The sequence below is a fragment of the Clostridium tanneri genome, assembly GCF_033659955.1.
Lineage (GTDB): Bacteria > Bacillota > Clostridia > Clostridiales > Clostridiaceae > Clostridium_AM > Clostridium_AM tanneri.
This window is the reverse complement of the sequence record NZ_JARUJP010000001.1, coordinates 68,367-84,730: the sequence shown is the minus strand read 5'-3', so window position 1 is coordinate 84,730 and position 16,364 is coordinate 68,367. Positions and strand designations below refer to the sequence as shown.

The following is a 16,364-nucleotide window of genomic DNA, read 5'->3' as shown; positions in this document are numbered from 1 at the left end:
AACTGTTTTTACATTTTACTCCATTATAATCGGTGGTTATATTTAAATAAATTAAAAAAATAATTAATTTTTGAAGGAATTTTTATTTTTATGAAGAATAGTAATATTAGTGAATGGTAAATTGAAGGAGACGATAATCTTGTCAATTGAAGAGAATATAAGAAAAATAAAAAACAGTATTCCAGAAGAGGTTACTTTAATAGCAGTTTCAAAAACAAAGCCAGTAGAGGATTTGACGGCAGCTTATAACCAGGGGATTCGAGACTTTGGAGAAAACAAGGTTCAGGAGTTTCTTGATAAATATGATAAGCTTCCTAAAGATATAAAATGGCATTTAATTGGTCATCTTCAAAGGAATAAGGTTAAATATATAGTTGGTAAGGTACATCTTATACACTCACTAGATAGCATAAGGCTTCTTGAAGAATTGGAGAAGCATTATAAAGCTGGGGAAATGATGGCACAGGCTTTGATTCAGATAAATATAGGTAAAGAAGAAAGTAAAACCGGTATTTATCAAGAAGATATTGAGGAATTTCTAGAAGCTTGTGAGCGGTGTAATAATGTGAAGATAAAAGGACTTATGACTATAATTCCGCAGGGTGATGAAGAAAGTTGCAGGAATTACTTTAAAGAGACAAAGGCCATATTTGAACAGTTAAAGTTGAGAAAATTTAACAACATTCATATGGATATATTGTCTATGGGTATGACTGGAGATTATGAAATTGCAATACAGGAAGGCTCTAATATGGTTAGAGTAGGAGAAGGTATATTTGGAAAAAGAAATTATAATAATAAATAGGAGGTAAATTCAATGGCTGGTAAAGTTATGAATAGAATGATGGGGTTTCTTGGATTAGAAGATGATTTAGAAGAATTAGAAGAAAGTGAAGAGAGAGAAGATAAGAAAGCAGTTAATGATTCTGTAGAAATGGAGCCTGTTATATCAAACACAAAGAGACAAAATAAGATTGTAAGTATACATAATAATATTTCAGCGAAAATAAAAATAGTTAAACCTACTACATATGATGACGCAGTAGATATTTGTGATGAATTAAAAAATAGAAAAATTGTAGTTATTAATACTACTGGTTTAGATCCAAGAACTGCTCAAAAACTTCTAGACTTTATGGGCGGCGCAAGCTATGCTCTAGGCGGTGATTTAGAAGAGGTGGAGAAAAACGTGTACATATTGTCACCAGCTTCAGTAGAGGTAAGCAACGACTTAAAGAATGAGTTGTCAGGTAAAGGGATTTTTAGCTGGAATAAGTAACAACGGAGGGTAGTAATGATAGGTAATACTTTAGCAGTTGCAGTATCTTTGTTATTTAGGTTTCTTGAAGGAGCTATATTATTAGAAGTTATTTTATCTTGGATTATGCCAGGGAGAAGTAATAAACTTACAGATATCTTGAGTATATTTACAGGTCCTTTTATGATACCTGGAAGAAAAATTCAAGAAAAGCTTATGCCTGGTTTTATGATTGATTTTTCGCCTATAATTGCTTTATTCATACTAGATATTTTACAGAGAATTATTTACAGTATTCTATAGTAGGAAGTTATGGATAAAAAGACTTTTTTAAATAGTATGGGTTTAGTAGAGGCAAGTATTTCTTCTAAACTATATGAAAAAATAATGCTGGCGGAAAAAATTAACGGAACTATATACACAGGAGAATTTTACACACCAAATGTATGGAAAACCATAGAGAAAGTTGAAACGGGCTTTTCTATAGGGGTTTATACCTATGGTATCTTTGAGGATGCTGAAAGAAAAATGATAGCATTTTCCAATGAGGAGCCTTGGCATTATCCCGTTAGCCTAATTAAAATTACTTGTAACTCTAAGTTTAATAAGGTGGAACATAAGGATTATTTAGGGGCTTTAATGGCACTTGGGATTAGGAGAGAAAAATTTGGGGATTTGATTTTGAAGGATGACCAATGCTATGTGGCTGCTAACGAAGAAATAAGTGATTATATAAAGATCAATTTAACCAGCGTAGGTAGGTGTGCTTGTACTGTAGAGGTTGCAGATACAAGTATCACAGAGGTTCCTGCATATGATTTTCAAACTATGGTAGTAAATGTTGCTTCTCTTAGAATTGACGGTGTTGTTGCATCTTTGTGCAACATAGCAAGGGGGAAGGCAGAAGAATTAATTAAACAGGGCAAAGTACTTGTAGATTATTCTGAAGTTTCAAGAAAAGACAAATTGTTAAAGAATGACTGCATTATAACCATAAGAGGATACGGAAAGTTCAAAGTTATAGAAGAAGCTGGATGGACAGGAAGTGGAAGAATAAAAATTCTTGTAAAAAAATTTATTTGATTTGAGGTGTTCTTAGTGAGAATTACGGCTATGGAAATAACAAATAAGGAATTTAAAAAGGTTATTAGAGGTTACAGCCCTGAGGAAGTTGATGAATTTTTAGATAGAATAGCTGAAAGTTACGAGGCTCTTTATAAAGAGAATTCCTCTGTAAAGGAAAAGCTTTTAAATATTGAAGAAAAAATAAACCACTATAATAAGATGGAAAATACTATACAAAACACACTTCTGCTAGCACAGAATGCTTCTGATCAGGCAAGAGAAAATGCTAAAAAGGAAAGTGAGTTAATTATTAAAAATGCCAATGAAACAGCTCAAAAAATAATTGATAAGGCTCATGGAGATGTTATTCAAATTAATGATGAATTTGAAAGAATGAAGCAGGAGTTCTGTAAATTTAGAACTAAGTTTAGAAGCTTTATGGAGTCTCAACTAGAAATGTTTGATGATATGGAGAAAGACTTTGTTAAGCATTATAATATAGGCTTTGAAGTCAATGAAATTATTAACAAAGACACAAGACTTAAAGGGAAAGAGATTGAAGTAATTACCTCAGATGCTCCTGACACTGTAAGTTTACAGGAGGAAAAGAAGGATGAATACGATATAAAGGAAGAAATTTTCACCAATAGCAACGAATTGGAAGAAATTAAGAATTTTTTTGTAAATGACTAAAAAATCCCACTCAATAGAGTGAGATTTTTTATTTGAATTAAAACCAGTCTATGATAAAGTTGACAATTATTCAGCATTTATGTATGCTATTAATCATGATAAAAAAATAGTGATAAACCGAGATTTGTGTTATTAGAAAGTTTTACTCAATGAAGAGCGAAAGTAGAAGTTTCTAAGGAAAAAATTTTAAATACACTGAAAAAGTATTGCTAGGGGGTAATATAAAATGATAACTGGAATTATAGGAGCTATGGATGAAGAATTAGAAATATTATTAAAGGAAATGAGCCTTGAAAGAACAGAAGTAAAGGCCAATATGAACTTTAATTTTGGAAAGTTATATGATAAAGAATTGGTAGTAGTAAGAAGTGGAATAGGAAAAGTAAATTCTTCTATTTGTACTCAAATCTTAATTGATGATTTTAAAGTAGATAAGGTAATTAATGTAGGGATTGCTGGAGGAATAGGCAAAGAGGTTTATCCTGGAGACGTGGTTATAGCTAACAATCTTGTGCAACATGATGTGGATACATCTGCCTTTGGTGATAAAATTGGTCAAATTCCAAGATTAGATACCTACGATTTTAAGTGTGATAAAGAGCTAGTAGATAAGGCTAAAGCAGCTTGTGACAATATTAAAGAGCATAAAAGCTTTATAGGGAGAATAGTAACAGGGGATCAATTTATTTCAAATACTGAGAAAATAAAGTGGTTAAGTGAAGAGTTTGAGGCACTTGCCTGTGAAATGGAAGGCGGAAGTATTGCACAAGTATGTTACCTAAATAAGATACCTTTTGTTGTTATAAGATCTATTTCAGATAATGCAAACAATGGCGCACATATGGATTATGAAAAGTTCGCACCGATAGCAATAAAAAATTCTACTGAAATACTTAAAAACATGCTTATGAGTATATAATAACTAGTAATATTCTAAAAGTTAATTTATATAGGTGGGTATTAAATGAAAAATTTATTGGTAGACAAAAATAGTGGGGATAATATACAAGTAAAGGTTAGAGATGTTATCATTGGAGCCCAAGAAAAGACTATAATATCTGGACCATGTTCTGTGGAAAGCTTGGATACTATGATGAAGATAGGAAGGGAGCTTAAAGCATTAGGAGTTCATATATTAAGAGGAGGAGCCTTTAAACCTAGAACCTCACCCTATGATTTTCAAGGACTTAAAGATGATGGATTAAGAATTTTAAGTACTGTTGGAAAGGAAATGAATTTACCAATAGTTACAGAGGTTATGGATGCTAGGGATATAGAGGATGTTCTTAAATATGCAGATATGCTTCAGATAGGTTCAAGAAATATGTATAATTATACCTTGTTAAAAGAAGTAGGAAAAACAAAGGCACCGATACTTCTAAAAAGAGGTCTTAGTGCAACTATAAGTGAGTGGCTATATGCGGCAGAGTATATTATGGCAGCGGGAAATGAGAACGTAGTACTTTGCGAAAGAGGAATAAGAACCTTTGAAAGCTATACAAGAAATACTTTAGATTTAAATAGTGTTGCAGTAGCAAAACAAAAATACAGGATACCTGTTATAGTAGATCCAAGTCATGGAACTGGACTTAGAGAGCTTGTTTCTACAATGAGTGTTGCTTCAATTGCAGCTGGTGCTGATGGACTTATGATAGAAAGTCATATAAGTCCTGACAATTCAGTATCAGATGCAAGGCAAACGGTGTCTATGGAAACCTTAGGAAGAATAATGGATACTGTAAGAAAGTTAGAAACTGTACTATAAGTAACTGAGAATGCGATTCCATAATTACAGAATAAATATAAAAATTCTAGTTAAAATAAGTATAACCATGAAGTAAAAAGTAAAACTATAATGGAGAACTATAGTTTAAATTATCTTTAAAATCTTTTAGACATCCAATGATTTGTTAAAAGGTTGTGAAAGGAGCTTCTGTAGTTATGGATAAGGAAAGAATGGAATATTTTAGGGGAGTGCTTGAAAAAGAGAAAGATAGGGTCTATGAGTTATTAGATCAAATGGAAGAAAATGAAACTATAAACTCTAATTCTGCCATGTCTAGAGAGTTATCAGCCTATGATAATCATCCTTCAGATACTGCGACTGAAATGTTTGATAAGGAGAGAGGTTTGGCCTTCAAAGAAAATGAAATATCTATAATAAAGAAGATAGATGATGCTTTGGCTAGCATTGACAAAGGTAATTATGGAAGATGTAAAATGTGCGGTAAGGATATTAATGAGGAAAGATTGGAATTTATACCCTATGCTCAGTTTTGTGTAGGGTGTCAAAATGAAACCAATGATTCAAGACCTTTGGAGAAGCATAATAGACCTATAGAAGAATATGTTATTGATTACCCTTTTGGGTATGGGTTTAATGACTATGACAAGGATGAGAAGGTCATTTTTGATGCAGAAGATAGTTATCAAGCTGTTTGGAGATTTGAAAGATTAGAAAATCAGTTAGAATGGTATACAGATACCGACGATGCTTTTGTTGACCCTATAGAAAGAATAAGTAACCAGCAGTATAAGAGTCAATTACCAGACTAAAAAGAAATGGGGAGTTGGGAGTTAGGAATATCAGTTAATTCTTTGCACTCCTAATTCCCCGTTCCAAATTAAAACTGGGGGGATGGAATTGGAAATATTAATAATAATCTTGGGCGTAATCTTGGATAGATTTACAAAAATATGGGCACTTAATAATCTATCTAGGATTTCAGAGATAGTAGTAATAAGAGATTTTTTTAGCTTTTCTTATTTAGAGAATAGAGGGGCGGCTTTTGGAATTTTACAAAATAAAGTTAGCTTTTTATCCCTAGTTACTTTGATTATAATGCTAGCTATTATTTATTATTTATTTAGGTACAAACCTCTATCTAGATTGATGAGAATAAGTTTATCACTTATAGTAAGTGGTGCTATAGGAAACCTAGTGGATAGATTAGTCTATAGATATGTAGTTGATTTTATTATGCTTCATTACAAGGATGTATATTATTTTCCTACCTTTAATATAGCTGATATTTTAGTAGTAACTGGTACAGCACTACTTGCAATTTATTTAATAAAGGAAGAGAATGATGGAAAATAAGCAGTTTATAGTAGACGATAGTTATAAGAATGTAAGATTGGATGTGTTTTTATCTAAGTTCTTTGAGGATAAATCTAGATCCTATCTTCAAAACTTAATTGAAGAAGGTAGTGTAAGAATAAATGGTAGTTTAAAGAAGAGCAACTATAAACTAAGGACAGGTGATATGGTAGATGTTAATATACCAGAACCGATTGGCCTTAACGTAGAACCGGAAGATATACCCTTAGACATAGTTTATGAAGATAGTGATGTAATTGTGGTGAATAAGCCTCAGGGGATGGTTGTTCATCCTGCTCCTGGAGTGTATAGTGGCACATTGGTAAATGCTCTCCTATATCACTGTAAAGACTTGTCTGGAATAAATGGTGTGGCTAGGCCAGGAATAGTTCATAGAATAGACAAGGATACTTCAGGAATATTGGTGGTAGCTAAAAACGATAATTCTCATAATAAACTTGCAGAGCAGTTAAAGGACCATTCTATGACAAGAACATATGTAGCTTTAGTAGAAGGTATAATAAAGAAGGAGGAGGGCACTGTAGATGCTCCCTTAGGAAGACATCCTGTAGATAGGATAAAAATTGCCGTAGTAAAGGACGGCAGGAGAGCTGTTACCCACTATAGGGTATTAGAAACACTAAAAAATAATACACTTATAGAATGTAGGTTAGAGACTGGAAGAACTCACCAAATAAGAGTTCATATGGCCTATATTAGTCATCCTTTAATAGGTGATCCGGTATATGGACATAAAAAGCAGAGATTTAATCTTGAAGGACAAATGCTCCATGCTAAAAAGCTAGGATTTATACACCCAACTACGGGAAAATACATAGAGTTCCACTGTGATATACCAGAACATTTTAAAAGAGTATTAGATATATTGAGAAAAGAATTGAAATAGCTAAAAGTCTGTGATACAATTATAGAAATATTGTTGTGTTAAAAGATGAATTAGTTTTTAATGGAAAAATCCTTTAAATGATCCAGTGAGGTCATAAGGCGGTTGATTAAGGCTAAATAGGCTTATTACGCCCATGCTCACTGAGCATGGGTTTAATTTTGCAATAAAGGTAAATTTTATAGCAAAATATAGGCTTTAAAAATAATTTACAGGAAAAAGGAGGAAGTGTATATGCAGAATCTTAAAGCCACTATACTAGATGAAAAAGGCATTCAAAGAACCCTCACTAGAATTTCTCACGAAATAATTGAGAAAAACAAGGGTATTGAGGATGTAATACTAGTAGGAATAAAGAGAAGAGGGTATCCTCTAGCTCAGAGAATTGCTAAAATAATAGAGCAAATTGAGGGTACTAAGGTTCCAGTAGAAAGTGTAGATATAACTCTTTACAGAGATGACTTGAGCAAATTAGGAGAGCATCCTATAGTTAAGGATGGAAACCTAATTAATGTAAAAGACAAGAAGGTTATATTAGTGGATGATGTGATTTATACTGGAAGAACAGTTAGAGCAGCAATTGATGCAGTTATACATTCAGGACGACCTAAAATGATACAATTAGCAGTTTTAGTTGATAGAGGACATAGAGAGCTTCCTATACGATCAGACTATGTAGGAAAAAACATTCCTACATCAAAAGGGGAGATTGTATCAGTAGAAATTAAGGAATTTGATGATTGTGATTCAGTAAAAATCTATGAATTATAGTTTTAAGCTGCTACAAGTATTAAATAGCAAACTTTTAAAATAGTCCTGAGAGGCTATAAAAGGAGGAAGAAAAAGTGAAAAATTTTGTAAACGTCGAAGAAAGATTACCTATAGGAGTTACTATTCCCTTGAGCTTACAGCATCTCTTTGCCATGGTGGGGTCAACTATCCTTGTGCCTATCATTACTGGTATGAGTCCGTCTATTGCACTTTTCTGCAGTGGTGTAGGAACTCTGCTCTATATATTATGTACTAAGGCCAAGCTTCCAGCATTTATAGGATCATCCTTTGCATTTATAGGACCGATGCTAGTAGCTTCTAAAAATTATGGTTCAGGAGCTATGTTTTCAGGAGTCATCGCTGCCGGTATGGTATATATACTAGTGGCTATTATTATTAAGTTTTGTGGTATTAGTTGGCTAAGGAAGGCATTACCACCGGTAGTAGTCGGTTCCATTGTTATAGTTATTGGATTAGGACTAGCAGCTGTTGCAGTAAATTGGTCAGGCCTAAATTCCTCATATACAACAACGGCAATGGATAGTGTACCAAGGTGGGCTTGGATAACAGTATCTATGGTTACCCTAGGTGTAGGTATACTAGGAACTATGTATTTTAAGGGTTTTTTAGGAGTAATACCGATATTAATATCAATGCTAACTGGATATATGACTGCGCTAGTTCTTGGAGTTATACCTGAAAGCGCTATACATTCTATTATAAATGCAGAGTTACTAAGACTTCCAGCCTTTACAGCGCCTGAGTTTAATCTAAACGCTGTAATGCTTATGGCACCAATATCCTTTGTAACGTTAGCAGAACATATTGGACATGTTTATGTTACAAATAATATAGTAGGAAGAGACTTTACCAAAGAACCAGGACTTCACAGATCTATATTAGGAGACGGTGTGGCTACTATGTTTGCAGGACTGGTTGGAGGACCTCCCAATACAACTTATGGAGAAAACATAGGGGTTATGGCAATAACCAGGGTATATAGTGTATGGGTAATAGGTGGAGCAGGAATTATAGCAATTTTACTTTCCTTCATAGGTCCTATAGCAGCTATAATTGAAAATATGCCAATGCCTGTCATGGGTGGGGTTAGTATACTGCTTTTCGGCATAATAGCTTCATCTGGATTTAGAATATTTGTAGAGGATAAAATTGATTTTGGAAAGAAAAAAAGTCTGATATTAGCCTCAGTAATAATAGTAGTGGGAATTGGCGGTGCTGCAATAAAGTTCACTGTTAATGGTTCAGAAGTAGAAATTGCTGGAGTTGCACTAGCTACTATAGTTGGAATTGTACTAAATTTAATTCTTCCAGAGAAGAGTACTACAGAAGATCAGTTTGCTGGTGAAGAAGATACATCTATTAGCGATTCAGAAGAAAAAGTAGCATAATTTTACTAAAAAGTCTCTAAAACTTCATTTGGGAGTTTTAGGGACTTTTATATTTATCACTAATTTTAGTTAGACAAGGTTTTAGCTCTAGCGAAAAAATAAGAATTTTATATTTGAAAAAAACAAAGTTATGGGTATAATAAGTTTAGTATATATTAAAATGGAAAAAACATGAGAGTAAAGGTATATAAAGCAACTCTTAATTAAATGAAAAAGGGAGATAAATAAATGGAATACACACTAATTGCAACAGCAACTTTTGGATTAGAATCTATAGTAGCAAGTGAGTTGAAAGAACTTGGTTATGATGATTTGAAAATAGAAAATGGGAAGGTAACCTTTCAAGGAGATGAAAGGGACATAGTAACCTGTAATATGTGGCTTAGAACTGCAGATAGAATACTAATAAAAATGGCGGAATTTAAAGCTGTAACCTTTGAAGAATTATTTCAGGGAACTTTAGCTGTGGATTGGGGAAGTATAATGCCAGTAGATGCTTTTATGCATGTAGAAGGTAAATCAGTAAAGTCTACTTTATTCAGCGTGCCAGATTGCCAATCTATAGTTAAAAAGGCCATTATAGAAGGAATGAAAAGAAAGTATAAAAGAGATTGGTTTAGCGAAGAAGGACCTAGGTATAGGGTAGAAGTAGCACTGTTAAAGGACATAGTAACTTTAACTCTAGATACTTCCGGCACAGGGCTTCACAAAAGAGGATATAGAGAGAATGCCGGCGGGGCACCTATAAAGGAAACCTTAGCCGCTGCATTGGTACTTTTAAGCAAGTGGGAGCCATCCAGGTTACTTGCAGACCCTATGTGCGGTTCAGGAACTATACCTATTGAGGCTGCTCTCATAGGCAAAAATATTGCACCGGGATTAAATAGAAGCTTCATATCAGAACAATGGGACATTATTCCAAAGAGTATATGGGAGGAAAGTAGAAGATTTGCTAAGAATGCTGTAAACAATAAGGAATTTAAAATAATGGCATCAGATATGGATGGAAGAGTTATAAGAACCGCTATGGAAAATGCTAAAAAAGCAGGTGTAGATGAATATATAAGCTTTCAAAAGATGCCTATGCAAGACTTTAGCTCTAAAAAAAGATATGGTTTTATAATAACTAATCCTCCTTATGGTGAGAGACTTGGAGAGGTTAAGCAGGTAGAAGCTTTGTATAAGGATATGGGAGAAGTTTTTAGTAGATTAAAGGATTGGTCTTACTTTGTAATTACCGCCCATCCAGAATTTCAGAAGCATTTTGGAAAGGATGCCGATAAAAATAGAAAACTTTATAATGGAAGGTTAAAGTGCTACTATTATCAATATTTGGGACCAAAGCCGGAGAAAAAGTTTTATGAATAATATAGTTTATATAAAATAGATAGACTGTATGGATAATCCATACAGTCTATTTTTTTAAGCAATATTTTCTTTTATATTTTTACCAGAATCAGATTTTACTACTACTGAAGCTATAATAAATGCAGCTACAGCTGGTATAAGCCAAGAGAAACCTGCCTTTGCTAAAGGAATAGCGTTAACTATACCGCTTATAAATCCTATCTTATTAGCAGTTAAAAGATTGATAGTGTCAAGAACACTTACTACTAAAGTTACGTAAGTTGTAATAGCAACAATTTTATCGCTTTTAACTTTCTTTCCTAATAATGTCATAATTATTAGAACAATTACTATAGGATATAGTATTTGTAAAACAGGTACTGCAAGAGCAACTATTTTATCAACGTTTTGTGTAGCTATTACACCACTGACTAAAGATATAAGTATTGCAAAAACCTTGTAAGAAACTTTGCCTTTAGTAAGCTTTGAGAAGAACTCTGCACCAGTTGAAACTAAACCTATTGCTGTAGTTAAGCAGGCAAGTCCAACTGCAAGACCAAGTATTACACTTCCTATGCTACCTAAGTCTAGTTTAACTATTTCAGTAACTAATGTAGTTCTAGCTATATCTGCTGGGAATAAAGTACTTGTTTGGCTTCCAAGGTAAGTAAGTCCACCATATACAAATGCAAGACCAGCTACAGCAACACCAGCTGATTTTATTGTCATCATCATGACATCTTTAGGAGTGCTGTATCCCTTTGATCTTACAGATGTAAGAATCATAGATGCAAATATAACTGATGCCATGGCATCCATTGTTTGATAACCTTCTAATAGTGAGCTTGAGAAAACGTTTTTATAATCTGTAGCTACAACTGGTCCAATAGGATCAATAATTCCTTTAACTATTATAATAGCTAACATAACTAAAAGTGCTGGTGTAAGAATCTTACCTATATCATCAATAAGAGATGATGGTCTAAGAACGAAAAATAGTGTAATACCAAAATAAACTATAACGGATATAATTGGTGACACTGAAGGGAATATAGGATGTACCCCTAATTCAAAAGTTGTTGCGGCAGTTCTAGGTATTGCTAGCATCGGTCCTATTGCTAGTATTAAACCTATAGTAGCAATTACTGAAAAGGTCTTACCAACTCTATTTGCCATGTCTTCAAAAGAACCGTTGATCATTGCACAGGCAATTACACCACTAAGTGGTAAACCAACTCCTGTTATTAAAAAACCTATAATAGCTGTACCATAGCTAGCACCAACGGCTTTACCTAGATATGGTGGAAAAATGAGGTTTCCTGCTCCAAAGAACATTGCGAAGAGTGCGAAACCAATGACTAGTGCATTTTTTGTTGAATTTTTCATGTTTGGTTACCTCCAATTAAATAAAATTATTTAGTAAAAAATTTAACTAATAAAGAGTGAATAAGAAATTAAGGATTATGAATTATTTAATTTATTGTCTTTATATAATATTCTGTAAATATGAATAAAATCCTTCTAAATTAATAAAAATTTTAAAAAAAATATATATTTATAGTATTCGTAAATAGATTAATAATATTTAGTGGTAATTTTAAATAATTTGTAATTTTTTGCGGAAATCTAAATTAAAAACATTTAAAATTGTTAGATTATTAAGAATTGAGTGTCGTTAAAAATTTAACACAATGATAAATTTCATAAATTATGGTGTTGAATATTCAGTCATTTATAAATATTTGAATTAATTGTATCTAGAATGAGAAAAAATTGCAATGTATAAATAATATTAATAAAGGTAAATGATGGAGAGAAAGAGAATTAAGATACAACATTAATCATATGTGGATATGAAATTGTTATGTTAGTAATATTAAAATGAAAAAAATAGGAAGAGACTCTTTTCCTGTAGAGTCTCCTCCTATTTTAGTTTATTTGTTCTAGCTGTGGTTTTTCTGGATTTACGTAAATAGTTTTATTTGTATAGTAGATTACCATTCCTGGCTTTGAGCCACTTGGCTTATGTACATTTTTAATCTCAGTGTAGTCTACAGGAACTTTAGTAGAATCCTTAGCTTTACTATAGAAAGCAGCTAATAACGCCGCTTCTTCTAAAGTTCTGTTTGGTATATTGCCAAAGTTCTTTACTATAACATGAGAACCAGGTATGTTTTTAGTATGCATCCATAGATCTCTTTTATCGGCAAACTTTAGGGTTAAATAGTCATTTTGAAAATTATTTTTTCCTACATAGATCTCTATACCATCACTAGATATGAATTTCATAGGCTTTGATGGTTTAGGTTTTTTATTAGAGGTTTTTTTAAACTTGATGTAGCTAGTTTCCATTAATTCCCTTTTAATCTCTTCTATGCTTTCATAATCCTCTGCGTTTTTTATATTCGTTAATACGGAACTTAAATAGTCTATCTCTTGCTCTGTTAACTCTAACTGAACTTTTGCAGATTCTTCCGCTTTTTTAAATTTATTGTACTTTTTAAAGTAGTGCTGAATGTTATCTGTTGGCGTTTTATCTTTATCAAGTTTAATAGTTATGCACTCTAAATCTTCACTATAGTAGTTTTGGACAGAGGCAGAAGTATCACCTTTTTTTAAGCTGTATATATTAGCTGTTAAAAGTTCTCCATATAGCTTATACTTATCTTTATTTTGACAGTCTTTCAAAGTATCCTCTAAAATATGTACTTTTTTATAGCATCTATCTAAATTAATATTTACCAGCTTTTGTAAGTCGGCACTTTTATTATTAAGTCGATCTGCCTTATCTTTTTCATAATAAAAATCTTCTAGAAGCTCTGAAGGAGAACTAAAAACCTTCACAGTATAATCCTTTAGGTAATTAAGTTTCTCGCAGTAGAAATCCTTTATAATACCCTCTATAGAATAAGATCCAAAGAAAAACTGGTTACTTTCAATTTTGTTGAAGATTTCCTTGGAAAACTCAAATATAAAATCAAGATTTTCTTCTGTAAAAGCGTCTACAGTATTTAATCTATATAAAATTTCCTTGGAAAACTGGGAACTTACTCCTGTAAATATTTTGGAAAAAAAGTTATTATCCAGTCTAAGATTATTTTCCTTAATATAAGATATAAAATCTTCTTTTGTATAATTAAAAGGGTTTAATTTTGGTGAACTAGGAGGAAAGGTATATTTTATCCCGGGATAAAGGCTTCTTACAGTATTTATTTCTGGTGTTATATGTTTTATACTGTCCATGGTAACATTATCTCTTTCACGAACCAGAGAAATATTACTATGTTTCCCCATAATTTCTATTATTAATGTATATATGCTATTAAAACCTAACTCGTCAGAACTTTCAAAGTCTATAAAAACCACTCTATCTGTACCTAATTGCCTTATGTTTACAATTCTACCAGTGTTAAGATGCTTTCTTAAAACCATGCAAAACATAGGAGGCTGCATAGGATTTTGTTTGGCTATTTTTGTAAGATGTATTTTAGGATAAACAGAACTTGAGCTAATTAACAATTTATAGGTTTTTCTTTCATTCTTAATAGATAAAATTATTTCATCTTTTTCTGGCTGATTTATTTTATCAACTCTACCATTTATCAGGCATCTTTTCAACTCTTCTATAATGCTATGTATAAAAATTCCATCTAAGGCCATGGATATCATCCTTTCTTACGTCTGTTCAGTTTAATCTAGTTTATTTATATAGTTTAAACTAAAAAATAAAATATATAAATCTAGTAAAAATTATATCATTTTAAATTTTTAAAATAAAGTTAAATAATTTATTGATTAAACTTTATCATAGTAGTACACTTATTTTGAAGTTTATAAAATTGTAAAACTTATCATGGGAAGGGTGGAGAATTTTGATGAAATTTACTAAAATGCATGGCAATGGAAATGATTTTATTGTTATAGATGATAGAAAAAAGGAATTCCTAGGAAAAGAAAGAGAGTTGGCTAAGGAACTATGTAATAGGAATTTTGCAATTGGTGGAGATGGAATACTAATAGTTAGAGAAAGTGACACTGCTGAAACTGAAATGATCATAATTAACGCTGATGGATCTTATGCTGCCATGTGTGGAAACGGAATAAGATGTTTTGCAAAATATGTATGGGATGAGAATATAGTAAGGAATAATCGTATAAAAATTCAAACTGGCGATGGAATAAAAGAAGCCTTTTTAAAGGTAGAAGATGATAAAGTGAAAGAAGTTAAAATATATATGGGTAAGGCTTCTCTTAAAATAGAGGATATACCTGCAAAATTTGAGGAAGAGCTAATAAATAAACAAATAAAAATAAATGGTAGAGAATATAATATAACAAGTATGCTTATGGGTGTGCCTCATACAGTTATATTTGGAAGCCTCGATAACTGTGATGTAAGTGAAGGTAAAAGTATTGAAAAATACGATATCTTCCCTGAAGGAACAAATGTTAACTTTTGTGAAGTTGTAAGCAAAAGTAAAGTCAAAGTTAAAACATGGGAAAGAGGAGCAGGACCTACATTAGCTTGTGGCACTGGAAGTTGTGCTGCTGTAGTAGCTTCCAATAGATTAGGATTTACAGATGAAAAAGTAGAAGTTGAGGTTCCTGGAGGAAGGCTTGTAATAGAAATAGAAGAAGAGGGAGTGTATATGACGGGACCAGCAGTAGTTTCTTTTAAGGGTGAATATAATCTATAAAGGGGAATATTAAGGTTAAATGAAGACTTTTATAAAAACCACATTTTTTATAACCTTTTTTTTAGTGTCCTTAGTTCTCACTGCTTGTAGTGAAAAAGAGAGTGAGACCTCCATGGTGGTTAATATTCCACGGTACTCTAAGGTTACTGCTATAGAAAATTTAGATAGTAGTGCTAATGTTTTTAAAATAGAAAATAGAGGCTTATATAAAATAGGAGTTGTAGAAGACTTAAATGAGATGGTATACAGCATTAAAAATTCAGTCTATGCTTATTCAGTTAATAAGTCTAAGGGAGAAAATTTTAATAACAACAGCATTATAATTATCAAGGATGGAAAAAAGAAGGAATTGAAGGGTTTTTATTCTGCATTAGATTTAAGATTAAGCCCTTCTGGGGATAAGTTAGCCTATAGAACATTTAAAAAAGACTCTTTAGATAGTGCAGAGGGATTAAAAATATATAATATAAAAGACAAAAAGCAAATGGTCTTAAACTCCAAGGTAATGGTATCAGGAAATTTATATTGGTGGTTAGATTCAGATAGGATTATGTACTATGGTGCTGTTGAAGGAAAGAAAAATTCAGATAATATTTATGTATATGATTTTACAAAAAACAAAGAAGAAATTTACTTAGAAGATACTAAAGGATATTGTATGTTTTTAACACCTATAAACAATAGTGTGTTTTTTCTCGGGAGAGAAGGAGATGAATCTAGGATATACTATTATGATATTCAAAGTAAAGAAACAAGAAGTATAGATAGCAATGTAGAAGAGATATATAAGGCAACAGCAGATTTAGAAAGTGGTGATATATTTTTCCTGGGAGCTGAAGAGGATAGACAACTGGCATTATATAGATTCTCATCTAAAAGCCTTAAAATAGATAGGCTAACCTACGATTTTCCTAAAAGGTTAGACTTACAATCAGAGCTGGCCTTAGATGACCAGGGAAATATCTATTTCTCTGGTATAGAAAATGAAGAAGTGCAGGATAAAAAAGACGTTTTTATGTATGATAAGAAGGAAAGGGCTATAAATCTAATATCAACCCATGAAGGTAAATATAATGTTTATAGCAGCGATAGATGGTAACGATAGCTTATGAGGTTACAT

General features: G+C 32.2%; 17 protein-coding genes. 15 read left to right on the top strand and 2 right to left on the bottom strand.

Annotated elements, in window-relative coordinates:
- The first annotated feature begins 139 nt into the window (after positions 1 to 139).
- The 13 genes from P8V03_RS00455 (at position 140) to P8V03_RS00395 (ending at position 10,568) form a co-directional block, all read left to right on the top strand.
- Positions 140 to 805, top strand: coding sequence for a YggS family pyridoxal phosphate-dependent enzyme (locus tag P8V03_RS00455; protein ID WP_261670773.1), 666 nt, complete (start codon positions 140 to 142; stop codon positions 803 to 805).
- A gap of 12 nt (positions 806 to 817) precedes the next feature.
- Positions 818 to 1,279, top strand: a complete 462-nt coding sequence (locus tag P8V03_RS00450; RefSeq protein WP_261670772.1) for a cell division protein SepF — start codon at positions 818 to 820, stop codon at positions 1,277 to 1,279.
- 15 nt (positions 1,280 to 1,294) lie between these two features.
- Entirely contained in the window at positions 1,295 to 1,561 is a 267-nt protein-coding gene (locus tag P8V03_RS00445) for a YggT family protein (RefSeq protein WP_261670771.1), read from the top strand.
- 9 nt (positions 1,562 to 1,570) lie between these two features.
- On the top strand, positions 1,571 to 2,341 hold the full coding sequence (locus P8V03_RS00440; protein WP_318796323.1) for a YlmH family RNA-binding protein: 771 nt from the start codon (positions 1,571 to 1,573) through the stop codon (positions 2,339 to 2,341).
- Between the two features lie 15 nt (positions 2,342 to 2,356).
- Positions 2,357 to 3,016, top strand: coding sequence for a DivIVA domain-containing protein (locus P8V03_RS00435; protein ID WP_318796322.1), 660 nt, complete (start codon positions 2,357 to 2,359; stop codon positions 3,014 to 3,016).
- A 226-nt stretch (positions 3,017 to 3,242) separates the two neighbouring features.
- Entirely contained in the window at positions 3,243 to 3,935 is a 693-nt protein-coding gene (locus tag P8V03_RS00430; RefSeq protein WP_261670768.1) for a 5'-methylthioadenosine/adenosylhomocysteine nucleosidase, read from the top strand.
- Between the two features lie 45 nt (positions 3,936 to 3,980).
- Positions 3,981 to 4,781 carry a 3-deoxy-7-phosphoheptulonate synthase gene (aroF, locus tag P8V03_RS00425; protein ID WP_318796321.1) on the top strand — a complete coding sequence of 267 codons (801 nt, stop codon included), beginning with the start codon at positions 3,981 to 3,983 and terminating at the stop codon, positions 4,779 to 4,781.
- 176 nt (positions 4,782 to 4,957) lie between these two features.
- On the top strand, positions 4,958 to 5,572 hold the full coding sequence (locus P8V03_RS00420) for a TraR/DksA C4-type zinc finger protein (RefSeq protein WP_318796320.1): 615 nt from the start codon (positions 4,958 to 4,960) through the stop codon (positions 5,570 to 5,572).
- Positions 5,573 to 5,660: 88 nt separating this feature from the next.
- Positions 5,661 to 6,116: a signal peptidase II gene (gene lspA, locus P8V03_RS00415; protein WP_261670765.1), complete on the top strand. Its 456-nt coding sequence runs from the start codon at positions 5,661 to 5,663 to the stop codon at positions 6,114 to 6,116.
- Complete coding sequence (locus P8V03_RS00410) at positions 6,106 to 7,023, top strand: RluA family pseudouridine synthase (RefSeq protein WP_318796319.1); 918 nt, start codon at positions 6,106 to 6,108, stop codon at positions 7,021 to 7,023. Before lspA ends, P8V03_RS00410 begins: the two co-directional genes overlap by 11 nt.
- Positions 7,024 to 7,254: 231 nt before the next feature.
- Positions 7,255 to 7,791 (top strand): bifunctional pyr operon transcriptional regulator/uracil phosphoribosyltransferase PyrR, encoded by a 537-nt coding sequence (pyrR, locus tag P8V03_RS00405; protein WP_261670763.1) that lies wholly within the window; start codon positions 7,255 to 7,257, stop codon positions 7,789 to 7,791.
- A gap of 74 nt (positions 7,792 to 7,865) precedes the next feature.
- Positions 7,866 to 9,200, top strand: coding sequence for a uracil permease (gene uraA, locus P8V03_RS00400; protein WP_318796318.1), 1,335 nt, complete (start codon positions 7,866 to 7,868; stop codon positions 9,198 to 9,200).
- 228 nt (positions 9,201 to 9,428) lie between these two features.
- On the top strand, positions 9,429 to 10,568 hold the full coding sequence (locus P8V03_RS00395; RefSeq protein WP_318796317.1) for a THUMP domain-containing class I SAM-dependent RNA methyltransferase: 1,140 nt from the start codon (positions 9,429 to 9,431) through the stop codon (positions 10,566 to 10,568).
- A gap of 54 nt (positions 10,569 to 10,622) precedes the next feature.
- Here P8V03_RS00395 and brnQ read toward each other — a convergent pair whose 3' ends face one another.
- Both brnQ and P8V03_RS00385 read right to left on the bottom strand, forming a co-directional pair.
- On the bottom strand, positions 10,623 to 11,933 hold the full coding sequence (brnQ, locus tag P8V03_RS00390; protein ID WP_318796316.1) for a branched-chain amino acid transport system II carrier protein: 1,311 nt from the start codon (positions 11,931 to 11,933) through the stop codon (positions 10,623 to 10,625).
- A 543-nt stretch (positions 11,934 to 12,476) separates the two neighbouring features.
- Positions 12,477 to 14,207, bottom strand: coding sequence for an Rqc2 family fibronectin-binding protein (locus P8V03_RS00385; protein WP_318796315.1), 1,731 nt, complete (start codon positions 14,205 to 14,207; stop codon positions 12,477 to 12,479).
- A 215-nt stretch (positions 14,208 to 14,422) separates the two neighbouring features.
- Between P8V03_RS00385 and dapF the strand changes: the two genes are divergently transcribed.
- Both dapF and P8V03_RS00375 read left to right on the top strand, forming a co-directional pair.
- Positions 14,423 to 15,244 (top strand): diaminopimelate epimerase, encoded by an 822-nt coding sequence (gene dapF / locus P8V03_RS00380; protein ID WP_318796314.1) that lies wholly within the window; start codon positions 14,423 to 14,425, stop codon positions 15,242 to 15,244.
- A gap of 19 nt (positions 15,245 to 15,263) precedes the next feature.
- Positions 15,264 to 16,343, top strand: coding sequence for a hypothetical protein (locus P8V03_RS00375; protein WP_318796313.1), 1,080 nt, complete (start codon positions 15,264 to 15,266; stop codon positions 16,341 to 16,343).
- Positions 16,344 to 16,364 lie beyond the last annotated feature (21 nt).